Source organism: Rhodococcus sp. BP-316 (genome assembly GCF_019836105.1).
Taxonomy (GTDB): domain Bacteria; phylum Actinomycetota; class Actinomycetes; order Mycobacteriales; family Mycobacteriaceae; genus Rhodococcoides.
This window is the reverse complement of sequence record NZ_JABUEE010000002.1, coordinates 1-26,996: the sequence shown is the minus strand read 5'-3', so window position 1 is coordinate 26,996 and position 26,996 is coordinate 1. Positions and strand designations below refer to the sequence as shown.

The following is a 26,996-nucleotide window of genomic DNA, read 5'->3' as shown; positions in this document are numbered from 1 at the left end:
ACCGCGCTACCCCGGGGACGGTGCTCCTGTCACGATGACACGCCTCGAGCACGACGACGACCTCGCGGCGGCAGGAGAGGACCGTTCGTCTTGTTGTGCGCCGACGAGCCTGCTAACTTCGCTGTGCGGGTGACGACGTCTCGCCCCGTCGGTGGGGATCTCTCACCCAGGCTCTGCATCGCCGCAGGTCAGAACGCCGCTGCTCCGGCACGTCTCCGTGCGAGATGCCGTCGAGCTACACCGGTGTCGTTTGTCCACAGCTGTGGATAATTATGTGGAAACACAGGTCGAGTGGCATATTCGTGTCGTCGGCGGGGCCCTTGAGGCACCGCAGCATCATCGACGGCCGCGGTCACGCCACGGCCCTGGGGAGGCACCGTGGAGGACGATCCGGACGTCTTGGCCGCTGTATGGCCGAGCGTCGTCGCCGAGCTCACGGCGGAGTCGAATTCGGGGTCCTCCCTGTCTCGCGCCCAGAAGGCGTGGCTCGCTCTCGTCCGCCCCATCACTCTGGCGCAAGGTTTCGCTCTGCTCTCGGTTCCGTCGCCGATCGCGCAGGAGGCGGTCGAGCGCGGTCTGCGTGAACCCATCCTCGCGGCCCTCGGTCGCCACCTCGACCGCCCGGTCGAGGGACTCGGTGTCCGGCTGGCGCCCGGAGCCGACGCCGAGCTCTCGGACGTTCCCACGCCCGTCGACACCGAACGTCGCCCCGACACCGCACACAGTGCACCCGTGTATCGCCGGCGCCTGCTCACCGAGTCCACCGCGGGCGAGCCGTCCGACTCCGAGAGCAGTGACTACGGCGATCACGAGGAGGTCGACGACGACCGGGACGCTCTGACCAGCGTCCAGAACTCGTGGCCCACCTCGTACACGGTGCCGCCGCGCTCGACGTCCACTCCGACGGGCAGCACCAGCCTCAACGCGAAGTACACGTTCGACACCTTCGTCATCGGCGCCTCCAACCGGTTCGCCCACGCGGCCGCCGTCGCCATCGCGGAGGCTCCGGCGCGGGCGTACAACCCGCTGTTCGTCTGGGGTGCGTCCGGACTGGGGAAGACGCACCTGCTGCACGCCGCCGGCCACTACGCCCAACGTCTGTTTCCCGGCATGCGTGTGAAGTACGTGTCCACCGAGGAGTTCACGAACGACTTCATCAACAGCCTTCGAGACGACCGCAAGGTGGCGTTCAAGCGCCGCTACCGCGAGACGGACGTCCTGCTGGTCGACGACATCCAGTTCATCGAGGGCAAGGAAGGTATCCAGGAGGAGTTCTTCCACACCTTCAACACGCTGCACAACGCGAACAAACAGATCGTGGTCTCCTCCGATCGGCCGCCCAAGCAGCTCGCGACCCTCGAGGAACGACTGCGCACCCGCTTCGAGTGGGGCCTCATCACCGACGTGCAACCGCCCGAGCTCGAGACGCGTATCGCGATCCTGAGCAAGAAGGCGCAGATGGACCGCCTCGACGTGCCCCACGAGGTGCTCGAACTCATCGCGAGCCGGATCGAGCGGAACATCCGTGAGCTCGAGGGCGCGCTCATCCGAGTCACGGCCTTCGCGTCGCTCAACGGGCACAACCTGGACACCGCGCTCGCCGAGGCCGTTCTCCGAGATCTCATGCCGGACTCGACGGGACTGGAGATCACGGCGGCGACGATCATGGCCGTCACCGCGGAATACTTCGACACCTCGATCGAGGAACTGTGCGGCCCCGGCAAGGCCCGCGCGCTGGCGCAGGCGCGACAGATCGCGATGTATCTGTGCCGCGAGCTGACCGATCTATCGCTGCCCAAGATCGGTCAGACGTTCGGCCGTGACCACACCACCGTCATGTACGCCGACAAGAAGATCCGCAAGGAGATGGCCGAGCGGCACCGTACGTACAACCAGGTGCAGGAGCTCACCGCTCGCGTGAAGCAGCGCTCCAAGCGCTGACCCCTCCGAGTGTCCACGGCCGTTCGACTCGCCCCCGCGGCGATGCGGGCGGCCGTTCTCGTCGGTACGGAGCCCCGAACGGAGACGAGTTCGGCCGGGATCCGGGCCGATTCTGCTCGATACACACCTGTGGACAACTGTGTGAATAACGTGGATACCCCGGGGATGAAATCTGTAGTTCGCACCGAGTCCACCGTCCGTCCACATGTGACCCGCACCGAGCCCGTCGTGATGCCCGGGTTCATCCTCGAGCCGCCACGCCGTGCCACCAGCACCGGACAGGGTCGGTCCACAGATTCCACAGGACCTATGACTACTGCTTGTATTTCTTCCTAGGAACATCTCTTTGAAAACAGGGTGGGGACGGATCCATTCACAACCGCCTCCGAGGCCTCGGATCGAGACGAACCCCGACTTTTCAGCACGCGCTCGAGGGCATACGGTGTGGTTTGCCCACCGACTCGTGTGGAGCAGGTCAGCGAGAGGATCAACCGGGCGATGGAGCTTGGCAGTGTGAAGTTTCGAGTTGCTCGAGAAGATTTCTCCGATTCGGTGGCCTGGGTGGCGCGATCGCTCCCGTCCCGTCCCGCGGTTCCCGTCCTCGGCGGTGTGCTGCTGTCGGTCGACGACTCCGGACTGACGGTCTCCGGCTTCGACTACGAGGTGTCGGCCCAGGTACGCGTTCCCGTGGAGGTCGCCGGCGGAGGCCAGGTGCTCGTGTCGGGCAAGCTGCTCGCCGACATCACGCGCTCGCTGCCGAACAAGCCGGTCGACGTCTCGGTCGACGGGACCAAGGTGCTCATCACGTGCGGCAGTGCCAAGTTCTCTCTTCCCACGATGCCGGTGGAGGACTACCCGCAACTCCCCGAACTGCCGTCGCAGACGGGCACCGTCCCGGTCGACGTGTTCGCCGAGGCCATCAGCCAGGTGGCCATCGCCGCGGGCCGTGACGACACGCTCCCGATGCTCACCGGTATCCGCATGGAGATCGACGGCGACTCCGTGGTGCTCGCCGCTACCGACCGGTTCCGTCTCGCCGTGCGCGAACTCGACTGGACTCCGGCCGCACCCGGCACGGCCGCCGCGGTCCTCATCCCCGCCAAGACCCTGTCCGAGTCCGCGAAAAGCATTGGTGGCGGCGCGGAATCGGGCGTCGAGCTCGCTCTGGGCTCCGCATCGCACATCGGCAACGACGGCCTCCTGGGCATCGTCAGCGACGGCCGCCGCACCACCACCCGTCTGCTCGACGCAGAGTTCCCGAAGTTCCGGCAGTTGCTGCCGTCCGAGCACACCGCGGTCGCCAGCGTGCCCATCGCTCCCCTCCTCGAGGCCATCAAGCGTGTCGCTCTGCTCGCCGAGCGTGGGGCGCAGGTCCGCCTCGAGTTCTCGGCCGACACGGTCACTCTGTCCGCCGGCGGCGACGATGCAGGCCGGGCCGAGGAGTCGATCGAGGCGAACTTCCAGGGCGAGCCCCTGGTGATCGCGTTCAATCCCGGGTATCTCATCGACGGTCTCAACTCGCTGCACTCCGAGCGGGTGTCCTTCGGGTTCACCACACCGAGCCGGCCCGCAGTGCTGCGCCCGGCGGGTGAGGACGAGCTCGAGCCGGACGAGACCGGAACGTTCAGCGCACCGAAGAGTGCGTACACGTACCTGCTCATGCCGGTACGCCTTCCGGGCTGAGTCGCTCGCGAGGCACCGGCGCAGGTCCATCGAAAGGAAGCCACGCATGAACATCGGGTTGGTCGGTCTCGGCAAGATGGGCTTCAACATGCGTGAGCGCCTGCGGCGCCACGACATCGAGGTCACCGGTTACGATCCGCGGCCGGAGGTCACCGACGTCGAGTCGCTCGAGGCCCTCGCCGCCGCGCTCCCCGCTCCCCGCATCGTCTGGGTGATGGTGCCGTCCGGCCCCGTCACACGCGACACCGTCACCACTCTGGCCGGCGTGCTGTCCGAGGGCGACCTCGTGATCGACGGCGGCAACTCGCGCTTCACCGATGACGCGGTGCACGCGGAACTGTTGTCCGCGAAGGGCATCGGCTATGTCGACGCCGGCGTCTCGGGCGGCGTCTGGGGCCTGGAGAACGGGTACGGCCTCATGGTCGGCGGTGCTGCTGCGGACGTCGAGCGCGCCATGCCCGTGTTCGATGCGTTGCGTCCCGAGGGCGAGCGGGCGGACGGCTTCGTCCACGCCGGCCCGGTGGGCGCGGGTCACTACGCGAAGATGGTGCACAACGGTATCGAGTACGGCCTCATGCACGCCTACGCCGAGGGGTACGAGCTCCTCGCCGCGGAGGATCTCATCGAGGACGTCACCGGTGTGGTGCGTGCGTGGACCAAGGGCACCGTCGTACGGTCGTGGTTGCTCGATCTCCTGGTGAAGGCTCTGCAGGAAGATCCGGGATTCACCGACATCTCCGGCTACACACAGGATTCCGGTGAAGGACGCTGGACCGTCGAGGAGGCGATCCGACACTCGGTGCCGGCTCCCGTCATCTCCGCGGCACTGTTCGCGAGATTCGCGTCGCGACAGGTGGATTCGCCCGCCATGAAGGCGGTGTCCGCGCTGCGCAACCAGTTCGGTGGACACGCGGTGCAGCGTGCCCCCAACACGGAGAGCACCGGCGCGTAAGTGTTCGTCCGTTCGGCGACCCTGGTCGATTTTCGTTCCTGGCAACAACTCTCGGTGGATCTCGCGCCGGGGGTGACGGTGTTCGTCGGTCCCAACGGCCACGGGAAGACCAACATTCTCGAGGCACTGGGGTACGTCGCGACGCTGTCGTCGCACCGGGTGTCGGCCGATGCTCCGCTCATCCGGACGGGTGCGGAACGCGCTCTCGTGCGGGCGTCCGTCGTCAACCTCGGTCGCGAGCTCACCGTCGACGTGGAGATCAACGACGGGCGGGCGAATCGCGCTCGCATCAACACTTCTCCGGTGCGGCGGTCACGGGAGGTGCTGGGCATCCTGAACACGGTGCTGTTCGCACCCGAGGATCTGGCGATGGTGCGCGGCGATCCGAGCGAGCGGCGCCGCTACCTCGATGAGCTGATCGTCGCGCGGTCTCCTCGAATGGCCGCTGTCCGTGCGGATTACGACCGCGTTCTCCGGCAGAGGTCCGCGCTACTCAAGAGCGCGAGCGGGGTTCTGCGACGCGGATCGTCGTCGAGCGACGGCGCGAACGCGTTGGCCACGCTCGACGTGTGGGACGGGCAGCTCGCCGGCTTCGGTGCCGAGATCGTGGAGCACCGGCTGCGCGCGGTACGCGACGTCGGTCCCTTCGTCGTCGACGCCTACCGCCGGATCGCACCGTCGTCGCGGCCTGCGGCCATCGCGTACCGGAGCAGTCTCGCCGACGCCATGCCCCCCGAGATGCTCGCGCTGGATCGAACGGAGGAACCGGACGACGTCGAGGTGCTCGAAGCAGCCTTCCTGCAACAGCTCTCGGTGATGCGGACACGGGAGATCGAACGCGGTGTCACCCTCGTCGGCCCGCATCGTGACGATCTCGACCTCGTACTCGGAACCGATCCTGCCAAGGGGTTCGCGAGTCACGGCGAGTCGTGGTCCTTCGCACTGTCCCTGCGGCTCGGCGCTTTCGAGTTGCTGCGTTCCGAGGGTTCGGATCCCGTGCTCCTCCTCGACGACGTCTTCGCCGAACTCGATCGTGCGCGGCGGACCGCCCTGGCGGGGGTCGCGGTGACGGCGGAGCAGGTGTTGGTGACCGCGGCAGTGCCCGAGGACGTGCCGCCCGAGTTGCGAGCGCGCCGCATGGACGTGCGTGCCCACGAGACCGAGGGTGCACGCAGATCGGAACTGACCGAGGTGTCCGGGTCGGATTCTGTCGGAGGCACGTCCGATACTGATGTCGACACGAGCCACGTGGAGGAGGAGTCATGACGGACGAGACGCCGTCCGGCAGCGATCCGGCCGAGCCCCCGCTGCGCGGAGCGGACATCGCGCGGCGTGCGCTCGAGAACGCGCGTGCGGCGGCCAAGGCCAACGGCAAGGCCGTGGGGCAGGGTCGCGCGTCGACGCAACGCCGGCCGCGACGGTCGCGCACCTGGTCCGGCTCGAGGCCCGACGACCGTGATCCGCAGGCACTCGGGTCGCTCGCGAAGACGCTCGCCGCGTCGCGTGGCTGGTCGGCGAAGGTGGACGAGGGCACGGTGCTCGGCCGGTGGCCCCAGGTGGTGGGTGAGGACATCGCGGCACACGCGGAGCCGGTGTCCGTCCGGGACGGCGTGCTGGCGGTGTCGGCGGAGTCCACGGCGTGGGCGACCCAGTTGCGGTTGATGCAGTCGCAGATCCTCGCGAAGATCGCCGCGTCCGTGGGCCACGGTGTGGTCACGTCGCTCCGTATCACCGGCCCGGCTGCGCCCAGCTGGAAGAAGGGCGACCGTCACGTGTCGGGTCGCGGACCTCGTGACACCTACGGGTGAACCCCCGGGCCCATTGATCGATGTCACGAGGGTGCGTAGCGTTTCACGGGGAAACGACCGGACGTGGTGATCGGGGACAGCGTCACGGTGGATCCGATCCGAACTCGCGCTCTGCGGCGAATGATCGAATGATCAGCCACGAAAGGACCCGATGATGAACGACGATCCAGGACCCGTCGTCCTGCAGGCGCGCAACGTCTCGTTCGACTGGGAGTCCATGCGCATGCACTACATGGACGGTGACCCCCTGGCCACGCACCTCATGAACGTGATGCACCTGTTCCTCCCCGAGGGCGAGGAGTGGTTCGTGCGCGTGTTCAAGGAGGCGCTGCCGTTGATCCACGACGAGAAGCTGCGCGCCGACGTGATCGGCTTCATCGGCCAGGAGGCCATGCACGCGCAGGCGCACTCCGGCATCCACACGTTCCTGGCCGACCAGGGCCTGGACCCGGCGCCGTACGTGAAGCAGATGGAGTACGTCTTCCGGGTCGCTCTCGACAAGAGGTCGACGAACACCAAGAACAGCCTCGTCGAGCGCCTGGCTCTCATCGCCGCCATCGAGCACCTCACGTCGTTCCTCGGCATGTGGGTGCTGACGGAGAAGGGCCTGGACGAGGCGGACGTGGATCCCCGCATGCTGGACCTCGTGCGCTGGCACGGGGCCGAGGAGGTGGAGCACCGCGCCGTGGCCTACGACGTGCTGCAGTACTTCGACACGCGACGGTTCCGCCGCACGCGTACCTACCTTCTCGTCGCACCGACCGTCGTGGTCATGTGGGGCCGCGGTCTCCGCTTCCTCATGAAGAACGATCCGACGCTGACGGACGATCAGCGCAGCTACACGCTGAAGCAGATCAGGGCCGTCACGCAGCGCGGGTTGTTCCCCACCGCCAAGGCCGTCGGCAAGGCGTCCGTGCGGTACCTGCGGAAGGACTACCACCCGTCCAAGGAGGGATCCACCTCGTTGGCAGTCGCGTACCTCGCCACCTCCCCGGCGGCGAGGGCCGCCACGGTCTGATGGGCGATCGCACGTTCGCACGAGCCATGGCGGCCGTGCGCGAGTACCGCGCGTCCCGGACGATTCCCGAGGATCTGCTCGGCAAGGGCGGCATGGACGAGTCGCTGGCGCAGATCACGGACGGGCTGGACAAGCTGTTCGCCATCCTGGATCACTCGAAGTACAAGGCGCGTGCGGCGCCGGTCCAGACGCGGACGCACACGATGGCGGTCTCCGAGCGTTTCACGCTGTGCCGGGACGAGAACGTGGTCGGGCTGACGCTTCGTCGAGTCGACGGCGGCGACGTCCCGCCGTGGCATCCGGGCAGCCACCTCGACCTCGTGCTCCCCTCGGGGCGTCGCCGGCAGTACTCGCTGTGCGGTGACCCGCTCGAGAAGGACGCGTACTCGATCGCGGTGCGACTGGTACCGGACGGCGGCGGCGGTTCGGCCGAGATGCACACCCTCGAGGTGGGAGACAGACTCTCGGTCACCGGTCCGCGCAACGCTTTTCCGTTCTACGCGTCCGGATCCGCGTTGTTCGTGGCCGGCGGTATCGGCATCACCGCGATCATCCCGATGGTGCGGCGGGCCCGTGCCCTCGGCATGGACTGGCATCTGGTCTACAGCGGACGCTCACGGCAGTCGATGCCGTTCCTCGACGAGGTGTCGACGTGGGACCAGGAGCGTGTGACCGTCCGGACAGACGACGTCGACGGGTTGCCCACCGCAGCGGATCTTCTCCGCCACGCGCCGGACGGCGGATCCGTCTACTGCTGCGGTCCGCCGCCGATGCTGGCTCTGGTGCGCGAGGGTGTCCCGGCGACGGGGGCGACGCGTCTGCACTACGAGCGGTTCTCGCCGCCGCCCGTCGTCGCCGGATCCCCGTTCAGTGTCGAACTCGCGTCGTCCGGGACGGTGCTCGACGTCGCGGCGGACCGGACGGCACTCGACGTGATCCGCGAGGTCGTCCCGGGTGTGCCGTACTCGTGCCGCCAGGGCTTCTGCGGAACGTGCAAGGTGAAGGTTCTGGCCGGCGCTCCCGAGCACCGGGACCGACGCCTCGCCGACGACGAGCGCGAGGATCACATGCTGATCTGTGTGTCGCGCTCCGCGGGCGAGCGGCTGACGCTCGATCTCTGACGCGCGGAGCCCTCGTACCCACGAAATGAGCCGCGGAACACGAGAAAAGTCCGTCTCCGACGCAATGAGGGGCCGTTTCGGGTGTCGACGTGAGCCGCGACCCACGCTTTACCGGTACGATGGACCGGTAAAGACCACCGAGCGCGAGGGGCATGCGTCCCCGAGCGCATTTTTTCGGGTCGAGGTCCTCTGCCGTCCTCACCGAGCGAGGTGAGTGTCGGGGGAGCGTAGTCGAGAAGGAGAACAGCTGACCGTGGCTGACCCCAAGGCAGGCAAGAGCGACAAGCCGAAGGAATACGACGCGTCGTCGATCACCGTCCTCGAAGGACTCGAGGCGGTACGCAAGCGACCCGGTATGTACATCGGTTCCACCGGAGAGCGCGGCCTGCACCACCTGATCTGGGAGGTCGTCGACAACTCCGTCGACGAGGCGATGGCAGGTCATGCCACCACGGTGGAGGTCACCCTTCTCGCCGATGGCGGCGTGCGGGTCGTCGACGACGGTCGCGGTATCCCCGTCGGCATGCACTCCTCGGGCATCCCGACCATCGAGGTCGTCATGACTCAGCTGCACGCCGGCGGCAAGTTCGACTCCGACTCCTACGCGGTGTCCGGCGGCCTGCACGGCGTGGGTATCTCCGTGGTCAACGCTCTGTCGACGACCCTGCTCGCGCAGGTCGACAACGACGGCTTCCACTGGGAGCAGACCTACACGCGATCCGTCCCCGGCGAGCTGATCAAGGGCGAGCCGACGAAGCGCACGGGTACGGCGATCTCGTTCTGGCCGGACGCGGACATCTTCGAGGAGACCGTCTTCAAGTTCGACACGGTCGCGCGTCGCCTGCAGGAGATGGCGTTCCTGAACAAGGGACTCACCATCGTCCTCACCGACGAGCGCGCCTCGGACATCGAGCGCATTGCCGACGAGGCCTCCGAGAGCGAGCTGGCGGAGACGCCCAAGGCGGACGCCGAGGAGCCGTCGGGAGCACCGGCCAAGATCAAGACCCGGACCTACCACTACCCCGGTGGTCTCGAGGACTACGTCCGCTACATCAACCGTGCGAAGACGCCGCAGCATCCGTCGGTCATCGGTTTCTCGGCCAAGGGCCCGGGCCACGAACTCGAGATCGCGATGCAGTGGAACTCGACGTACGCGGAGTCCGTGCACACGTTCGCCAACACGATCAACACGCACGAGGGCGGTACGCACGAAGAGGGGTTCCGCTCCGCGCTGACCAACGTCGTGAAGAAGTACGCCAACGAGAAGAAGCTCGTCAAGGAGAAGGACGGCATCCTCACCGGAGACGACATCCGCGAGGGTCTCGCCGCCATCATCTCCGTCAAGGTCGGTGAGCCGCAGTTCGAGGGCCAGACGAAGACCAAGCTCGGCAACACCGAGGTGAAGTCCTTCGTGCAGAAGGCCGCCGGCGAACACCTCACGCACTGGTTCGAGGCGAATCCCGCCGAGGCCAAGCTCATCATCTCCAAGGCCGTCGCCTCGATGCAGGCGCGCACGGCTGCTCGTCGTGCGCGAGATCTGGTGCGGCGCAAGAGCGCCACCGACATCGGTGGACTGCCGGGCAAGCTCGCGGACTGCCGTTCCAACGATCCGTCGAAGTGCGAGATCTACATCGTGGAGGGCGACTCGGCCGGCGGCTCCGCCAAGTCCGGTCGCGACTCGATGTATCAGGCCATTCTTCCGTTGCGCGGCAAGATCATCAACGTCGAGAAGGCCCGCATCGACCGTGTCCTCAAGAACACCGAGGTCCAGTCGATCATCACGGCGTTCGGCACCGGCATCCACGACGAGTTCGACATCGCGAAGCTGCGCTATCACAAGATCGTGCTGATGGCCGACGCCGACGTCGACGGCCAGCACATCTCGACTCTGTTGCTCACCTTGCTGTTCCGCTTCATGCGGCCTCTCGTGGAGCACGGCTACGTCTACCTGGCCATGCCGCCGCTGTACAAGCTCAAGTGGCAGCGAGGTGCGGATCCCGAGTTCGCCTACTCCGATCGGGAGCGCGACGGACTGATCGAGGCCGGCCTGGCGTCGGGCAAGAAGATCAACAAGGACGACGGCATCCAGCGCTACAAAGGCCTGGGCGAGATGAACGCGAAGGAACTGTGGGAGACCACGATGGATCCGAGCGTGCGCGTGCTGCGTCAGGTGACTCTGGACGACGCTGCCGCCGCCGACGAACTCTTCTCCATCCTCATGGGTGAGGACGTCGAGGCCCGCCGCAGCTTCATCACCCGTAATGCCAAGGACGTTCGTTTCCTCGACGTATAGGCGCTCCGCGCCCCGAGCGCCGCGCTAGGAGAATGCAATGACAGACACCACCCTGCCCCCCACCGGCGGCGACGGACCCACGTCCGACCGCATCGAGCTGGTCGACATCCAGCAGGAGATGCAGAACAGCTACATCGACTACGCGATGAGCGTCATCGTCGGTCGAGCACTCCCGGAGGTGCGCGACGGTCTCAAGCCCGTGCACCGCCGCGTGCTGTACGCCATGTTCGACAACGGATATCGGCCCGATCGCGGATACGTGAAGTCGGCTCGACCGGTGGCCGAGACCATGGGTAACTACCACCCCCACGGCGACAGCTCGATCTACGACACCCTCGTGCGCATGGCGCAGCCGTGGTCCATGCGGTACCCGCTCGTCGACGGTCAGGGCAACTTCGGTTCCCGCGGCAACGACGGCCCGGCGGCCATGCGGTACACCGAGTGTCGGCTCACTCCTCTCGCGATGCAGATGCTCGCGGACATCGAGGAGGAGACCGTCGACTTCATCGCGAACTACGACGGCCGCACCCTCGAGCCGACCGTGCTGCCCGCCCGCTTCCCCAATCTGCTCGCCAACGGCAGTGGCGGAATCGCGGTCGGCATGGCGACCAACGTTCCGCCGCACAACCTTCGGGAACTCGCCGAGGGTGTGTACTGGATGTTGGACAACTACGAGGCCAGTGAAGAGGTCGCCCTCGAGGCGATGATCGAGCGGATCAAGGGACCCGACTTCCCCACTCACGGTCTCATCGTCGGATCGCAGGGCATCGAGGACGCGTACCGCACCGGTCGCGGATCGATCCGCATGCGCGGCGTGGTCGACATCGAGGAGGGGGAGCGCGGCGGCACGCAGATCGTCGTCACCGAGCTGCCGTTCCAGGTGAACCCGGACAACATGATCGCCTCGATCGCCGAGCAGCTCAAGGACGGCCGCATCGCCGGCATCTCCGACATCGAGGACCAGTCCTCCGACCGCGTCGGTATGCGCATCGTCATCAAGCTACGTCGCGACGCGGTCGCGAAGGTGGTGCTGAACAACCTCTACAAGCACAGCCAGTTGCAGACGAGCTTCGGCGCCAACATGCTCTCGATCGTCGACGGCGTTCCGCGCACCCTGCGGATCGACCAGATGATCAAGCTGTACGTGACCCACCAGCTCGACGTGATCGTCCGTCGTACGCGGTACCGGTTGCGGAAGGCCGAGGAGCGGGCCCACATCCTGCGCGGACTGGTGAAGGCGCTCGACGCCCTCGACGAGGTCATCGCGTTGATCCGCCGGTCCGCCGACGCCGATGTCGCACGCCAGGGCCTGATGGACCTGCTCGACGTCGACCAGATCCAGGCGGACGCCATCCTCGCGATGCAGCTGCGGCGCCTCGCCGCGCTCGAACGGCAGCGCATCGTCGACGAGCTCGCCGCGATCGAGATCGAGATCGCGGACCTGCAGGACATCCTGGACCGTCCGGAGCGTCAGCGGGAGATCGTGCGCTCGGAGCTGAAGGAGATCGTCGACAAGTTCGGCGACGATCGTCGTACCCGGATCATCGCGGCCGACGGCGACGTCAGCGACGAGGACCTGATCGCGCGTGAGAACGTCGTGGTCACCATCACGGAGACGGGGTATGCCAAGCGCACGCGGACCGACCTCTACCGATCGCAGAAGCGCGGCGGCAAGGGTGTGCAGGGCGCGGGTCTCAAGCAGGACGACATCGTCAGCAAGTTCTTCGTCTGCTCGACGCACGACTGGATCCTGTTCTTCACCACGAAGGGCCGGGTCTACCGGGCCAAGGCGTACGAGCTCCCCGAGGCCAACCGCACGGCCCGCGGACAGCACGTCGCCAACCTGTTGGCGTTCCAGCCGGACGAGCGCATCGCGCAGATCATCCAGATCAAGACCTACGACGACGCGCCGTACCTGGTGCTCGCGACGAAGGCCGGTCTGGTGAAGAAGTCCAAGTTGGCCGACTTCGACTCCAACCGTTCCGGTGGCATCGTGGCCGTCAACCTACGTGGCGACGACGAGCTGGTCGGAGCCGTGCTGTGCACCAATTCGGACGACCTGCTGCTCGTGTCCGCTCAGGGCCAGTCGATCCGCTTCTCGGCCACCGACGAGGTGCTGCGCCCGATGGGCCGCGCCACTTCGGGTGTCCAGGGAATGCGCTTCAACGGCGAGGACGCACTGCTCTCCCTGAACGTGGTGAAGGACGGCACGTACCTGCTGGTCGCCACGTCCGGTGGCTACGCGAAGCGCACCGCGATGGAGGACTACCCCCCGCAGGGCCGCGGTGGCAAGGGCGTGCTGACCATTCAGTACGACCAGCGTCGTGGCACCCTGGTGGGAGCGCTCATCGTCGAGGACGACGACGAGCTCTACGCCATCACCTCGAGCGGCGGTGTCATCCGCACCGCGGCTCGTCAGGTTCGCAAGGCAGGACGCCAGACCAAGGGCGTTCGGCTGATGAACCTCGGCGACGGCGACAACCTGCTGGCCATCGCACGCAACGCGGACGAGCCGGAGGACCTCGCGATCGCCGAGGCCGACGGATCCAAGGAGTCATGAGCGCAGTGAGTACTCCCGAACAGCCCGGGTCCACCGGAAACGGACGCCCCGCGCCGAGCACCACGTCCGACCGTCAGGCCCCACGGCCTGCCGGCGGACCCCCGGCACCTCGCCCGCCCGCGGCGTGGCCGCCTGCCCAGCAGGACGGCGCACGCCAGGACGGGGTGCAGCAGGACTCCGCTCGACAGGACCCTGCTCGGCAGGACCCCGCCCATCAGGGTCCCCGTCCGGCTCGGACACCGGACTCCCAGCAGGCTCCCGTGCGGGAGCAGCAGCCACCTCAGCGGCAGCCGCAGACGAACCTGCAGAGCCGTCCCTCTCCGACGGGCCGCGCTCCCGAGCAGGCTCGTCCGGACCAGGGTCAGGCCCGGACGACCGTGCAGCCCGCTGCACGTCCGACGGACGGTCAGGACCGTCCCCGCCAGGGGCGTCCCGCCGAGGCGACGGCCAAGGCTGCGGTGATCGACGGGCCGACGCGCAACATCGCGCGGAACGACCTGCCCACCGACATGCCGGACCTCTCGACGGTCCGTCACCCGCAGCAGGAGGAGCAGCGCACCGAGCGCGCCACCCCGATGATGACGGCGCGACCGTCGGAGTCCGGTGAGCCGCTGCGCGCGACCGTCCAGGTGCGCAAGATCGATCCGTGGTCGATGTTGAAGCTGTCGCTCGTGATCTCCGTGTCGCTGTTCTTCGTCTGGATGGTGGCCGTCGGGCTGCTATACATGGTGCTCGACGGCATGGGCGTGTGGGATCGACTGAACAATGCGTTCTCCGACATCGTCGCCACGTCCGGCGAGTCCGGATTGGTGTCGGCCGGCCAGATCTTCGGTTACGCCGCTGTCATCGGTCTCATCAACGTGGTGCTGTTCACAGCACTGACGACCATCGGCACGTTCATCTACAACCTGTGCTCCGACCTCGTCGGTGGCCTGGAAGTGACGCTGGCGGACCGGGACTGACCCACCGCACACCGGCGTTTTGGTCTCGCGCCGTGTGTGCGGTAATCTCGTTCCTCGGTCAGCACAGCACGTTCCACCGTGCTCTGCGAGCCGAGTGCGGGCCTATAGCTCAGGCGGTTAGAGCGCTTCCCTGATAAGGAAGAGGTCGGAGGTTCAAGTCCTCCTAGGCCCACGAACGAGAGCGAGAAAGGATGTCCGTGAGGATTCTTCTCCCCGCCCTCGTGACGTCGGTCGTCGTTGCCGTCACTGTTCGCGCGATCCGCGTGGAGAGTACGCGGTGGCATCGTCTGCCGGATGTCGATCCGGGGCCTTAGCTCAGTTGGTAGAGCGCTGCCTTTGCAAGGCAGATGTCAGGAGTTCGAATCTCCTAGGCTCCACAGTCACGACCACACCCTGTTCCGCATGCCGGAGCAGGGTGTTCTCGTCTCTGGACATGTCACCATGCCCACCGGCGATGCTTCGTCCACCACTGCGCGCCTCATCGTCGATACTTGACGCGTGAACCCCGGACGAGGAACAGAAGCGAGCACCGCGATGGTGGTCTATCTCTGTCCCACCGCCGTTCTCTTCATCGCCGGTGCCGTCGCGTTCTCGGGCACGACCACCGGAACCGTGGTCATGGTCCTCGCGGCAGGTCTCCAACTCCTCGGTGCGGCCGTCCTGCACTTCGGCCCGCGTCCGACCTCGCCTCGCACGCTGGGCATCGTGACGGGCGGCGCCGTCGCGTCGCTGTGCGCGATGTTCCTCACGTCGGACGGACCGGTGGCGTACCTGCTGCTGAGTCAGGCGGCGATGTTCCTGGGCATGCAGCTCGCGGGGTACTGGAGTGAGCGCGGCGGCTGGGTGTGGGTGAGCGTGCTGACGGTGGGATCGGTCGTGGCGGCCGCGCTGTCGCCGTCGACCATGCCGATGGTGGGTTACGTCCTCACCGCGCTGGGCATCGTGGCCGCCGCCGAGTTCTTCGGCTCCCACTCGCGGCGCATGCGGCACTCGGCGTCGCGGGACGCCCTGACCGGACTCCTCAACCGCCAGGGCCTCGAGGACCGCGTCGAGAAACTGCTCCCGGTCTTCGCCTCTCGTGGTCTGCCGGTGAGCATGGCGGTTCTCGATCTCGACAACTTCAAGACCGTGAACGACATCTACGGGCACATCGCCGGCGACGTACTGCTCGAGCGGGTCTCGGCAGCGTGGCGCGGTCAGCTGCGCAAGGGCGACGTCCTGGGCCGTCTCGGCGGCGACGAGTTCGTGCTGTTCATGCCGGGAACCGGTGAGGGCGAGGCGGCGACCCTTCTGGAGCGGCTGCGGGCAGCGCACTCGGCCGAGTGGAGCGTCGGACTGGTCTGCATGCCCACCGTGCGCAAGTGGTCGGAGATCTACCGGGCCGCCGACGCCGAGCTCTACAAGGCCAAGCGCAGCCGAGGTGCCCAGCAGATGTCCACGCCGGTGCCCAGGGCCGTCATCGAGGACACCGGAGTGCCCGCCGAGCGGCGCTGACGGCTCGTTCCCCGGGCTGTGGACGACGCAGCCAGGCCCGCCGGCTCCATCTGGTCCACTGTCCGCTCGAGGCGGCCTCCACGTGCCGTCCGGGAACGACGGGGGTCGGCGTGAGCGAGTCGGTGGTCTGGACAGCACCGGACATGTGGAACATGCACACGAGGGTGGTGTCCGCGGGGACTCGCCTGCGCGTGCTGGTCGATCGCACGACCGCGATCGGGCGGCTGCCCGGGTGGGAGGGAGCGGCGGCCGACGCCGCTCGGTCGGCCGTCGTGGGTACGGCGGAGGAGCTGTCGACGCGAGCGGACGTGTTGGGTCGGATCGCGGACGTCCTCGCCCGCGCGGGTGACGACCGTGCAGCCCTGTCGCGATGGGATCCCGCGGATCGGACGGGCGCCCTCGCCGAACTGGATCGCACGGTCGCCGAGGACCTGACCAGGGCAGGCGGAGACGCGCCGCCGGACTCGGCGCCCACGAGGGCCGCGGCGGTGCTCGACACCGCCAACCGGGCGCGGATGGCCGAGGACCGTGAGCGCCTCGTCGTCGCCGAACGGGACCTGTCCGCGCGACTCGACGACGCCGCGTTCGGGGGCGCGTTCTCGAACGTGGACGCGGGACTCGCCGAGACGCGGCAGCGCCTGGCGGCCATCGACGCGCTGATCGAGGTGCTCGCGCGACCCGAGCGCCGTCTGGTGCACTACGAGGCGGGTGCGCGCCGCACCCTGGCGGCGGTGTCCGTCGGCGACCTCGACGGTGCGGATCGGGTGGCGGTGGTGGTTCCGGGCGCCGGGACCACGGTGGCGGGGTCGATCGCGCGACACGACGGCGAGACGGCGGCACTCGTCACCGAGGCGGGTGCGCTGTCACCCAGCTCCGTCACCGCAGGTGTGTCGTGGCTCGGATACGAGGCGCCGCAATGGAACACAGAGCTCATCGAGCCCGGGCGCAGCGTCGCCTCGACCGCACCGGCCGCGGCCGGCGCGCCGGCACTCGTCGGCGTTCTCGAGGCGCTCGGCGATCGTCGACACGGTGGTGACGCTCCGGAGGTGACGCTGGTGGCGCACTCCTACGGCACCGTCGTCGCGGCGCAGGCCATCGAGGCCGGTGCCCCCGTCGACGCCGTGGTGGTGATGGGCTCGCCCGGGTGGAGCGACCGCGCCGCCGCAGCCGCGCCGGGCCCGGTGCACGTCGCCGAGGCGGCGTGGGACCCCGTCGCCGACCTGGGACGGTTCGGGCCCGATCCCAGCGAGCGACCCGAGACCGAGGCGCTGGACACGGCGGGCACCGTGGGCCATGCCGACTACCTGGAACCGGGCAGCGTGTCGGCACGGGCCGTGGCCGAGGTGGTGGCCGGAGTGCCGAGCCCACCCGCCCCACGAACCATGGACCTGGCCGACGTGGCGCGGTTCGTGCTCGGGATGCTCTGACCGGCGGAGCAGTGTCAGGGCGCCTGGTGACCGTTGGTCGTCGGCGTGCCCAGGCTCGGCGGCTCGGCGGCGGGAGGGGGCAGCTCGGTGCGGCGCGAGCGGGAGAACGCGACAGCGCCGGCGCCGAGGAGGACGAGCAGTCCGATCACGCCGGCGCGGCGGCCGGGCACGAACCGACCGCGTCGAACGGGCGCCGCCGCACGCACGGGTGCGGGACGAGCGGCACGCTGCTGGGCGCGTCGTGACCGGAGGACCGACACCCCCTTGCGAGTGACGACGAAACCTGTTGCTGCGGGGCCCTTCGCGAGCGTGAGGGCGGTGTCACGGGCGATGCCGAGCGCCTTCTTGGCGGTGGCACTGTCGGGTGTTGACGTCATCCGTTCACCCTTGCACATTCCCCGGGTGGCACGATGGTGTTGTGACCTCACCTCTACAGACTCAGACCGCGACCCTGCACACGAATCACGGCGACATCGTGATCGCCCTCTTCGGCAACCACGCGCCGAAGACGGTCGAGAACTTCGTCGGTCTCGCGCAGGGCACCAAGGACTACAGCACGAAGAACGCGTCGGGCTCCTCCGAGGGACCCTTCTACGACGGCGCGATCTTCCACCGCGTCATCGCGGGCTTCATGCTCCAGGGTGGTGACCCCACCGGCACCGGCACGGGTGGTCCCGGATACAAGTTCGGTGACGAGTTCCACCCCGAGCTGTCGTTCGACCGTCCGTACCTGCTCGCCATGGCGAACGCGGGCCCCGCCACCAACGGTTCGCAGTTCTTCATCACCGTCGGCCCGACTCCGCATCTCAACCGTCGCCACACCATCTTCGGCGAGGTCATCGATCCCGCGTCGCAGAAGGTCGTCGACGAGATCGGCTCGACCGCGACCGGCCGCGGCGATCGCCCCGTGAACGACGTCGTCATCGAATCCGTCACCATTGCCTGATTCGACCGACACGGTCCCCCGTCGCGAGATCGGTGTGACATGACAGGACCAGGATGGGGCGGCGCTCCGGTGCCGCCCCTCCCTACCTGCGTGCGCCACCCCGATCGGCCCACCGGCCTGTCCTGCACCCGGTGCGACCGACCGGCCTGCCCGGAATGCCTGCGGCCGGCCGCGGTGGGTCAGCACTGTGTCGAGTGCGTGGCACAGGCTGCGGGGTCGATCCCGCGTGCCCGCACGATGGCCGGCGGTGTCAGCAGGACCGTCTCCACCCCCGTCGTCACCTACGCGCTGATGGCACTGAACATCCTCGTGTTCGCCCTCACGGCCGCTCAGTCCGGCGGCCTGGCGAACCAGTCGAGCTCGCTGTTCCGCAGCTGGCAGCTCGTTCCGCTCCTGGTGGCCGACGGCGATGTCGTCCGCATCCTGGGCAGTGGTTTCCTGCACTCCGGCATCGTGCACCTCGCCGTGAACATGTTCGCCCTGTACGTCATCGGGCGCGATTGCGAACTGGTGCTCGGACGCTCGCGATACCTCGCCGTGTACGTCGTCGCGCTGCTGGGCGGCGCCGCGGCGGTGATGTGGCTGTCCAGCCCCCTGGTGGCGACGGTCGGAGCATCCGGCGCCGTGTTCGGCCTCCTCGGTGCACAGGCCGTGATCCTCGTCCGACTGCGCCGCAGCCCCACCCCGGTGCTCGTCGTGATCGGGCTCAACGTGGTGCTGAGCATCGCGATCCCCGGTATCTCCCTGTGGGGACACCTCGGCGGGCTCGCCGCCGGTGCCGCCGCCACGGCCGCGGTGCTGTTCGTCACCGGTTCGGACGCTCGTCGGTCACGCCGACTGGGATGGTTCGGCATCGCCGGCGTCGGGCTGCTCGCCCTGGCGCTGATCGGTCTGCGTGCCGCGACGCTCGCTCCGACTCTCGTGGTGGGCTAGTCCCGCTGCGACCAGCCCGCGTCGACCCACCCGTGCAGCTCGAGGGTGTCGAACACGGCGCGCGGATCGGCCCCGAGGTCCCAGCGACCGAAGATGACGAGTCGCTCGTCGTCGCCGTCGGTCACGTCCATCTCCAGCATCGGAACCCTTCGACCGAGCCGCGGGTACGGGACCAGACGCAGTGAGAGCACGTCGTCGCGCCCGTAGTCGCGGGTTCCGCGCAGAGTTCTGATGCGCAGGACGTCGCCGTCGACACTCAACTTCGGACGTTGGACCGCGGCCAGCACAGCCAGCGCCAGGGCTGCCAGTGCGGCGAGTCCGATGAGCGCGCGGCCGGCCGGATCACCCGTCGTGGCGACGGCAGCGGCGGCGAGTGCAGCGGCTCCCACCGCCAGCGCGGCCACGGCGGCGAGGGGTGTGGACCAGGACTGCGGCGCCTCGCGGCCACCTGTGGACAAGTTATCCACAGAAGTTATCCACAGTGTGGATGAACAACACGCGTGTAATTTCGGCGCGCATGGCGGAGGGCCCGGTCAGCGCCATTTCATCGTCATGACGAGACCGACGATCCAGAAACCGAAGCCGATCAGCAGGTTGTAGGCCCCCAGATCCGACATCCAGCCGATGCTGTCCTGGGCGAGGTAGTACACGATGAGATACACCAGACCGAGCACCATGAAACCGAACATGACCGACAGATACAGCGTGCTCGACGGCGCGGCCTTGACCTTGACGGGCGTCCGCGACGCCGGATCGATCGTGTAGTCGGGCTTCTTGCGGACCTTCGACTTGGGCATGGATGACCTCGAACTCTCGTACCGGACTGCAGGCGGGCGGGTGTGAGCCACGGTGGGGACGCTCACTGCTCACGTCCACGATAACCTGCAGCCGAGCTCCCACCCGTGCGGCATTAGTCTTGTGACATGCGCATCCTCGTCGTCGACAACTACGACAGCTTCGTGTTCAACCTGGTCCAGTACCTCGGCCAGCTGGGGACACGGGCCCGAGTGCTGCGGAACGACGACCCCGGGGTGCTCGATGTCGAGGCCGCAGTGGCGGAGGTGGACGGAGTGCTGCTCAGTCCCGGACCCGGCACGCCGCAGCGTGCCGGCGTCACCATGGACATGGTGCAGGCCTGCGCCTCGTCGGGAACGCCCCTGCTGGGCGTGTGCCTCGGACACCAGGCCATCGGTGCCTCCTTCGGCGGCGTGGTCGAACGCGCGCCGGAACTTCTGCACGGCAAGACCAGCGTCGTCCACCACTCCGGAGACGGCGTGCTGGCAGGGTTGCCGGATCCGTTCACCGCGACGCGCTACCACTCGTTGACGGTGCGGGAGGACACGATCCCGGACGACCTCGAGGTGACCGCGCGCACCGAGAGCGGCATCGTCATGGCGATGCGCCACCGGGAGCTGCCGATCCACGGCGTGCAGTTCCACCCCGAGTCGGTCATGACGCAGGGTGGTCACCGCATGCTGGCGAACTGGCTCGCCGTGTGCGGCGAGGCTCCCGAACCGGGCCTGGTGGCCGAGCTCGAGAGCGCCGCCCGCGTCTGAGCACGGCGCCGCGTCGGGTCAGAGCCCGAACTTGCCGACGGTCACGTTGACGCGCGCCGTCTTGGCGATGGCCGTCCCCGGCGCGACCGCCTGCTGCTGAACGCGGTTGACCTGCGTGAGGTCCGACGTCTGGACGTCGACCTGGTCGATCTCGGCGATGGTGCCCTCCCAGCCGGCGGCGCGGAGGAGGTCGACGGCCTGGACCGGGGTCTGGCCTGCCAGGTCCGGGATCTCGAACTGCGATCCGTTGGACACCCGCACCACCACGGTGTCGCCGTCGGTGGCGTTGCTGCCGCCCGCGGGCGTCGTGGCGACCACCTGACCGGCCGGGAGCGTCGAGTCGACGTTCTGGCGGTCGACGAGGAAACCGGCACCCGCGATGTTGGGCTGAGCGACCTCGATGTTCTGACCGACCACGTCGGGTACCCGCACCTGACGCGGTCCCGATCCGAGCGTGATGCGTACCGACGAGCCCTGAGCCATCGACGATCCGCGAGCCGGCTCCTGACCGATGACCTTGTCGACGTCCGCGCGAGACGACGCGGCCCGGCCGATCGACGGGTCGAGAGCGAGACCGGCCTGCACCAGTGCCTGTTCCGCAGCGCTCTGCGTCAGTCCTGCCAACTGGGGGACCTGGATCTGCTCCGGACCGGTGGACACCTCGAGAACGAGGGTGCTGTTCTCGTCGACCGTCGTGCCGGACACGGGTCGTGTGCCGATGACGGACCCCTCGGGCACCGTCGCGTCGGAGCGTTGCTGGACGTCGACGCGGAAGCCCGCGTTCTCGAGGGTGGTGCGGGCGGCGTCGGCGGTCTGCGCGGACACGTCCGGGACGGTCACCGAACGGGCCTCCGCACCGGGGCCGAGATTCCACAGGAAGACGCCGACGATGCCGACGACCACGAGGGCGGCGAGCGCCATGACGGCGACGCGCACGCCCTTGCGGCGCGGTCGGTCTCCGTCGTCGTCCGCGTCGGGGTGCGCGTGGCGGGCGATCCGGCGAGGCTCGCCGGAGTTGTCGGACGCCGACCGAGCGCCGGGCCGCGGCGCGTCCATCGAGCCGAGGATGGTGGTGCGATCCTCATCGTTCATGACCATCGGCGCACTGGGTCGCTGGCCACCGAGGACGCGGATGAGATCGGTGCGCATGTCCGCGGCGCTCTGGTACCGATTGGCCGGGTTCTTGCTCATTGCCTTGAGAATGATCGAGTCCAGCTCCCGCGGGATGTCCGGATTCACCGACGACGGCAGTCGCGGATCCTCCCGGACGTGCTGGTACGCGACCGCGACCGGGGAGTCACCCGTGAACGGCGGCTCGCCCGTCAGGATCTCGAACAGCACGCAGCCCAGCGAGTAGACGTCGGATCGCGCATCGACCTGTTCGCCGCGAGCCTGCTCTGGCGACAGGTACTGGGCGGTACCGATGACGGCAGCGGTCTGCGTCATCGGAGACGAACTGTCGGCGATGGCCCGCGCGATGCCGAAGTCCATGACCTTGACCGCACCCGCGCGGTTGATCATCACGTTGGCCGGTTTGACGTCGCGGTGCACGATGCCGTTGCGGTGGCTGAAGTCGAGGGCGGCGCAGACGTCGGCGATGACCTCCATCGCACGCTTGGGAGCCATCGGCCCCTCGGCGCGGACGATGTCGCGCAGCGTGTCGCCGTCGACGTACTCCATGACGATGTAGGGCAGCGGACCCGTCTCGGTCTCCGCCTCACCCGTGTCGTACACCGCCACGATCGCCGGATGGTTCAGTGCCGCAGCGTTCTGTGCCTCGCGGCGGAACCGCAGGTAGAACGTGGGATCGCGTGCCAGATCCTGACGCAGCACCTTGATGGCCACGTCGCGATCGAGACGGCCGTCCTTCGCGAGGTGGACCTCCGACATGCCACCGAAACCGAGGATCTCCCCGAGGTCGTACCGGGACGAGAGCTTGCGCGGTGTGGTCATCGCGATCCTCCCGGTGCGTAGTTGAAGGGGTTGCCGTCCCCGTTGCCGTTGCCGTTCCCGCCGCCGAGACCGGGGATGGTGAACAGTCCCCCGTCGGTCGTGGTCGTGGTGGTGGTCGTCGGCTCGGTGGTCGTGGGCTCGGTGGTGGTCGTCGTCGGTTCCGTCGTCGTGGTGGTCGTGGTGGTGGTGGTGGTCGTCGTCGTGGGCTCGGTGGTGGTGGTCGTCGGCCGCGTCGTGGTGGTGGTCGGCTCCGTGGTGGGCGCCGCCGTGGTGGTCGAGGTGACGACGGGCGTCGAACCGTTGCTCTCGGTGAAGACGAACAGCCCGAACGCGACGACGGCGGCGAGCAGGAGCAGTCCACCGGCAGCCCAGGCCAGGGCCTTCTGCCCGGGGGTCATGCCCGATTCGCGGTCACGATCAGGTTCCGGTGATCGTGGTGTGGCCGCTGCCGCGGCGGCGTAGCCGGTGGCGGACGTGGTCATCATGCGGGTGCTGGACGGCCCACCGACGGCGCCGACGGGCGGGGCGACCCGACCGGTACCGGACGCCGTGCCCGGGGCGGGCGGGCGCCGGCCGGCGCGCACGGCAGCGACCGCGTCGGCGAACTCCCCGCCGTTCTCGTACCGTGCGGCCGGGTCCTTGGTCATGGTGATCTCGATGAGCTCCCGCACCGGCTGCGGCAGATCGCCGGGAAGCGGCGGCGCGGCGTCCCGCACGTGCTTCATCGCGACCGTCAGCGCGCCGTCGCCGACGAACGGACGGGTCCCGCTGATGGCCTCGTAGCCCACGACGCCGAGCGAGTACACGTCGGACGCGGACGTCGCGTCCTGACCCAGCGCCTGTTCGGGGGCGATGTACTGCGCGGTGCCCATGACCATGCCGGTCCGCGTGACGGGCGAGGCGTCCACGGCCTTCGCGATGCCGAAGTCGGTGATCTTCACCGTCCCGTCGGGCGTGATCATGATGTTGCCCGGCTTCACGTCACGGTGGACGATGCCTGCGCGGTGCGCGGCCTGCAGGGCGCGGCCGGTCTGCTCGAGCATGTCCAGTGCGTGGACCAGCGGAAGCCGACCCATGCGCGTGAGCACCGTGTTGAGGGGCTCGCCGATGACGAGCTCCATGACGAGATACGCGAGCGACTGCCCGTTGGCGTCCCGCACCTCGCCGTAGTCGTAGATGTTGGCGATGCCGGGATGGTTCAACAGCGCGGTCGTGCGCGCCTCGACACGGAACCGTTCGACGAACTCGGGGTCGTCCGAGAACTCCGGCTTGAGGATCTTGACGGCGACGCGGCGATCGAGCCGGTTGTCCGTCGCTTCCCAGACCTGTCCCATTCCACCGGTCGCGATCAGTCGGAGCAGTCGATAGCGGTCGGCGACCACTGCTCCGTTACCCAGGCCTCCACTCATGCGGGGCTCACCTCCCCTGCAATCCGGCGCCGAGCACTGCTCTCGCCACTGGTGCCGCGACGGACCCACCGGTGGCGGCGAGTGCGCGGTCACCACCGTTCTCGACGATGACCGCGATGGCGATCTTCGGGTCCTGTGCCGGCGCGAACGCGATGTACCAGGCGTGCGGAGGGGTGTTGCGCGGATCGCTGCCGTGCTCGGCGGTGCCGGTCTTGGATGCGATCTGCACCCCCGCGATCTTGCCCTCGCCGCCGGAGTTGTTCTCCGAGCCGACCATCAGATCGGTGAGCGTGGACGCGACCTCGGGAGAGATCGACTGGCCCAGTGACGTGGGCTCGGTGGTGTCGAGGGTCGACAGATCCGGACCCTGCAGCTGGGCCACCATGTGCGGCGCCATGCGCACGCCACCGTTCGCGATGGTGGCGGCGATCTCGGCGTTCTGCAGCGGTGTCAGTGCTACGTCGCGCTGGCCGATGCTGCTCTGACCGAGGGCGGCGTCGTCGGGGATCTCCCCGACGGTGCTGTCGGCGACCGGGATCGGCACGGCCTGGTTCGCCTCGCCGATGCCGAACGCGGACGCGGTGTCCTTGACGTTCTGGGTGCCGGCGTCGATACCGAGTTCCACGAAGGCGGTGTTGCACGAGCGCGCGAACGCCTCGCGCAACGACGCGGTGGCGCCGCCGCCGCACGTGGAGCCGTTGTAGTTCTCGAGCGTCGTCGACGTGTCGGGCAGCGTGATGGTCGGCGCCGCCGTGAGCTGGGTGTCCGGGGTGGAGCCGGCCGCCAGCGCCGCCGCGGTGACGACCACCTTGAACGTCGAACCGGGCGGGTAGGTCTGGGAGACCGCGCGGTTGACCAGGGGCTCGCCCGGATCGCTGCTCAGTCGCTCCCACGCCTGCGTCGACGTCTCGCCGTCGTGCGTCGCGAGCTCGTTGGGGTCGTAGCTCGGCGTGCTCACCATCGTCAGGATCTTGCCGGTGGACGGCTCGATGGCCACGACGGAGCCGGTGTAGCCCTTCGAGGTCAACTGGTCGTAGGCGACCTGCTGCATCACCGGATCGATCGTGGTGACGACGTTGCCGCCGCGGGGGTCGCGACCGGAGAGCAGGTCGAAGAACCGCTTGCCGAACAGTCGGTTGTCCGAGCCGTTCAACACTGCGTCCTCGGACCGTTCGAGAGCGGTGCTCGAGTACAGCATCGAGTAGAAGCCGGTGACCGGTGCGTTGGCGGCCGGGCTGGACGGTGCCGCGGGGTTGGCGGGGTACGTCCGCAGGTACTTGTAGCGATCGTCGGTCGCGACGGAGGCCGCGAGCACCTGGCCGCCGCTCGAGATCTGCCCACGCTGGCGTGCGTACTCGTCGAGCAGCACCCGCGAGTTCCGCGGATCCGTTCGGAGGTCGTCCGCCTTGATGACCTGGACGTACGTCGCGTTCGCGAGCAGGACGACGATCATCGCCATGACCCCGATGGCGACTCTGCGCAGAGGTGTGTTCACGGTCGCTTCACCACCTCGGTGGGAGCGTCACCGATCGGAGCCGCCGGTCCGCGTTTCTGCGGCACGACGGGCGCCCGTGCGGCGTCCGAGATCTTGATGAGCAGGGCGACCAGAGCGTAGTTCGCGAGCAGCGAGGATCCTCCGTAGGACATGAACGGTGTGGTGAGACCGGTGAGCGGGATGAGCTTGGTGACGCCGCCGACGACGACGAACAGCTGCACCGCGATGGTGACGGACAGTCCGGCGGCGAGCAGCTTGCCGAAGCTGTCGCGCACCGCGAGGGCGGTGCGCAGCCCACGCAACACGAAGACCAGATAGAGCATCAACACGGCGGCCAGGCCGATGAGGCCGAGCTCCTCGCCGATGGTCGCGATGATGAAGTCGGTGCTCGCGAACGGCACCTGCGACGGCCGGCCACTGCCGAGCCCGGTACCGCCCATGCCGCCGGTCGCCAGACCGAAGAGCGACTGCGAGATCTGATAGCCGGTGTCGTTGTAGTCCGCGAACGGATCCAGCCATGTGTCGGTGCGGATCTTCACGTGCCCGAAGAACTGGTACGCGAGCAGGAAGCCGAGCAGGAGCAGCGCCACACCCACGACGATCCAGCCGACGCGCTCGGTGGCGACGTAGATCATCACCAGGACCGTGCAGTAGATCAGCAGCGACGTGCCGAGATCCTTCTCGAACACCAGGACGCCGATGGACACGATCCACGCGACGACGATGGGGCCGAGATCGCGGGCGCGCGGGAAGTCCATGCCGAGCACGTGCTTGCCCGCGGTGGTGAAGAGCTCGCGCTTCGCCACGAGCACAGAGGCGAAGAAGATGAGCAGCAGGATCTTCGAGAACTCACCGGGTTGGATGCTGAAGCCGGGCAACCGGATCCAGATCTTCGAGCCGTTGACCTCGGACAACGAGGAGGGCAGGACGGCCGGCAGGGCCAGGAACACCAGACCGCCGAGGCCCAGGGTGTAGCCGTACCGCGCGAGGGTGCGGTAGTCGCGGATCAGCACGAGGACAGCGATGAACCCGGCGATGCCCAGGGCCGTCCACAGCACCTGCTGCGTGGCGTCGGCCGACGGCTCCTCGATGCCGAGGTACACCGCCGACTGCTGCGCCGCGAGGTCGAGCCGGTGGATGAGCACCAGTCCGAGCCCGTTCAGCATGGCGACGACCGGGAGCAGCAGCGGATCCGCGTGGGTGGCGAATCGACGGACCGCGGCGTGGGCGACCGCGAACATCGCGAGGTAGGCGAGGCCGTACTTCGCCAGGTCCCAGGTGATGGCCTGCTCCTGGCTCGCCTCGACGAGCACCAGCGACACCGTGGTGATGACCGCGGCCGCGCCGAGCAGTGCCGCCTCGACACCGCGTCTCGTCGACTGCGGCGGGGCGGGGGCGAACCCACCGGGCGGGCTGGGGAACGAGGCGGACGACTGGCTGGGGGT

The 26,996-nt window shown here is 68.2% G+C and carries 22 protein-coding genes and 2 tRNA genes; 17 read left to right on the top strand and 7 right to left on the bottom strand.

The window, feature by feature from the left end:
• Window positions 1-378 precede the first annotated feature (378 nt).
• The 14 genes from dnaA (at window position 379) to HQ312_RS03405 (ending at window position 17,259) form a co-directional block, all read left to right on the top strand.
• Window positions 379-1,941 (top strand): chromosomal replication initiator protein DnaA, encoded by a 1,563-nt coding sequence (gene dnaA, locus HQ312_RS03470; RefSeq protein WP_222637838.1) that lies wholly within the window; start codon window positions 379-381, stop codon window positions 1,939-1,941.
• Window positions 1,942-2,439: 498 nt separating this feature from the next.
• Window positions 2,440-3,624, top strand: a complete 1,185-nt coding sequence (dnaN, locus tag HQ312_RS03465) for a DNA polymerase III subunit beta (protein ID WP_027505942.1) — start codon at window positions 2,440-2,442, stop codon at window positions 3,622-3,624.
• Between the two features lie 46 nt (window positions 3,625-3,670).
• Entirely contained in the window at window positions 3,671-4,576 is a 906-nt protein-coding gene (gene gnd, locus HQ312_RS03460; RefSeq protein WP_027505941.1) for a phosphogluconate dehydrogenase (NAD(+)-dependent, decarboxylating), read from the top strand.
• Window positions 4,577-5,842 carry a DNA replication/repair protein RecF gene (gene recF / locus HQ312_RS03455; RefSeq protein WP_222637837.1) on the top strand — a complete coding sequence of 422 codons (1,266 nt, stop codon included), beginning with the start codon at window positions 4,577-4,579 and terminating at the stop codon, window positions 5,840-5,842. It begins immediately after the preceding gene.
• A complete protein-coding gene (locus HQ312_RS03450; RefSeq protein WP_027505939.1) occupies window positions 5,839-6,384 on the top strand; it encodes a DUF721 family protein in 546 nt (181 codons plus the stop codon). Before recF ends, HQ312_RS03450 begins: the two co-directional genes overlap by 4 nt.
• A gap of 154 nt (window positions 6,385-6,538) precedes the next feature.
• Window positions 6,539-7,402 carry a metal-dependent hydrolase gene (locus HQ312_RS03445; protein WP_231476351.1) on the top strand — a complete coding sequence of 288 codons (864 nt, stop codon included), beginning with the start codon at window positions 6,539-6,541 and terminating at the stop codon, window positions 7,400-7,402.
• A 26-nt stretch (window positions 7,403-7,428) separates the two neighbouring features.
• The gene (locus tag HQ312_RS03440; RefSeq protein ID WP_222632697.1) at window positions 7,429-8,523 is read left to right on the top strand and encodes a PDR/VanB family oxidoreductase; all 1,095 of its coding nucleotides are present in this window, start codon (window positions 7,429-7,431) and stop codon (window positions 8,521-8,523) included.
• Between the two features lie 253 nt (window positions 8,524-8,776).
• A complete protein-coding gene (gene gyrB / locus HQ312_RS03435; protein ID WP_027505936.1) occupies window positions 8,777-10,816 on the top strand; it encodes a DNA topoisomerase (ATP-hydrolyzing) subunit B in 2,040 nt (679 codons plus the stop codon).
• Window positions 10,817-10,853: 37 nt separating this feature from the next.
• Window positions 10,854-13,376 (top strand): DNA gyrase subunit A, encoded by a 2,523-nt coding sequence (gene gyrA, locus HQ312_RS03430; RefSeq protein WP_222637836.1) that lies wholly within the window; start codon window positions 10,854-10,856, stop codon window positions 13,374-13,376.
• A complete protein-coding gene (locus tag HQ312_RS03425; RefSeq protein ID WP_222637835.1) occupies window positions 13,373-14,338 on the top strand; it encodes a DUF3566 domain-containing protein in 966 nt (321 codons plus the stop codon). The genes gyrA and HQ312_RS03425 overlap by 4 nt, the downstream gene beginning before the upstream one ends.
• Window positions 14,339-14,436: 98 nt before the next feature.
• A tRNA-Ile gene (locus tag HQ312_RS03420) sits at window positions 14,437-14,510 on the top strand.
• 132 nt (window positions 14,511-14,642) lie between these two features.
• Window positions 14,643-14,715: transfer RNA gene (locus HQ312_RS03415), tRNA-Ala, on the top strand.
• 121 nt (window positions 14,716-14,836) lie between these two features.
• Window positions 14,837-15,832, top strand: a complete 996-nt coding sequence (locus tag HQ312_RS03410; RefSeq protein WP_231476347.1) for a GGDEF domain-containing protein — start codon at window positions 14,837-14,839, stop codon at window positions 15,830-15,832.
• A 110-nt stretch (window positions 15,833-15,942) separates the two neighbouring features.
• Complete coding sequence (locus tag HQ312_RS03405) at window positions 15,943-17,259, top strand: alpha/beta hydrolase (RefSeq protein ID WP_222637834.1); 1,317 nt, start codon at window positions 15,943-15,945, stop codon at window positions 17,257-17,259.
• Window positions 17,260-17,273: 14 nt separating this feature from the next.
• Here the strand turns inward: HQ312_RS03405 and HQ312_RS03400 are convergent, their stop codons facing one another.
• On the bottom strand, window positions 17,274-17,636 hold the full coding sequence (locus HQ312_RS03400; protein WP_056695686.1) for a hypothetical protein: 363 nt from the start codon (window positions 17,634-17,636) through the stop codon (window positions 17,274-17,276).
• Window positions 17,637-17,677: 41 nt separating this feature from the next.
• Here HQ312_RS03400 and HQ312_RS03395 point away from each other — a divergent pair, with 41 nt between their 5' ends.
• Together HQ312_RS03395 and HQ312_RS03390 are read left to right on the top strand one after the other, a co-directional pair.
• Window positions 17,678-18,205 carry a peptidylprolyl isomerase gene (locus tag HQ312_RS03395; protein WP_222637833.1) on the top strand — a complete coding sequence of 176 codons (528 nt, stop codon included), beginning with the start codon at window positions 17,678-17,680 and terminating at the stop codon, window positions 18,203-18,205.
• A 39-nt stretch (window positions 18,206-18,244) separates the two neighbouring features.
• Entirely contained in the window at window positions 18,245-19,138 is an 894-nt protein-coding gene (locus tag HQ312_RS03390) for a rhomboid family intramembrane serine protease (protein ID WP_222637832.1), read from the top strand.
• Here the strand turns inward: HQ312_RS03390 and HQ312_RS03385 are convergent.
• Window positions 19,135-19,596: a PH domain-containing protein gene (locus HQ312_RS03385; protein WP_222632477.1), complete on the bottom strand. Its 462-nt coding sequence runs from the start codon at window positions 19,594-19,596 to the stop codon at window positions 19,135-19,137. The two genes, HQ312_RS03390 and HQ312_RS03385, sit on opposite strands and share 4 nt — an antisense overlap.
• A gap of 75 nt (window positions 19,597-19,671) precedes the next feature.
• Window positions 19,672-19,935, bottom strand: coding sequence for a cell division protein CrgA (gene crgA / locus HQ312_RS03380; protein ID WP_027505930.1), 264 nt, complete (start codon window positions 19,933-19,935; stop codon window positions 19,672-19,674).
• A 126-nt stretch (window positions 19,936-20,061) separates the two neighbouring features.
• Between crgA and HQ312_RS03375 the strand changes: the two genes are divergently transcribed.
• The gene (locus tag HQ312_RS03375) at window positions 20,062-20,694 is read left to right on the top strand and encodes an aminodeoxychorismate/anthranilate synthase component II (RefSeq protein WP_222632479.1); all 633 of its coding nucleotides are present in this window, start codon (window positions 20,062-20,064) and stop codon (window positions 20,692-20,694) included.
• Between the two features lie 18 nt (window positions 20,695-20,712).
• On the opposite strand, the gene pknB is transcribed toward HQ312_RS03375, so the two are convergent.
• The 4 genes from pknB to HQ312_RS03355 all read right to left on the bottom strand — a co-directional run.
• Window positions 20,713-22,647: a Stk1 family PASTA domain-containing Ser/Thr kinase gene (gene pknB, locus HQ312_RS03370; RefSeq protein ID WP_222637831.1), complete on the bottom strand. Its 1,935-nt coding sequence runs from the start codon at window positions 22,645-22,647 to the stop codon at window positions 20,713-20,715.
• Window positions 22,644-24,056: a serine/threonine-protein kinase gene (locus HQ312_RS03365; RefSeq protein ID WP_222637830.1), complete on the bottom strand. Its 1,413-nt coding sequence runs from the start codon at window positions 24,054-24,056 to the stop codon at window positions 22,644-22,646. The genes pknB and HQ312_RS03365 overlap by 4 nt, the downstream gene beginning before the upstream one ends.
• 7 nt (window positions 24,057-24,063) lie before the next feature.
• Window positions 24,064-25,551, bottom strand: a complete 1,488-nt coding sequence (locus HQ312_RS03360) for a penicillin-binding protein 2 (RefSeq protein ID WP_222637829.1) — start codon at window positions 25,549-25,551, stop codon at window positions 24,064-24,066.
• On the bottom strand, window positions 25,548-26,996 hold a 1,449-nt coding region (locus HQ312_RS03355; RefSeq protein ID WP_261782032.1), incomplete at its 5' end, for an FtsW/RodA/SpoVE family cell cycle protein. The genes HQ312_RS03360 and HQ312_RS03355, both read right to left, overlap by 4 nt.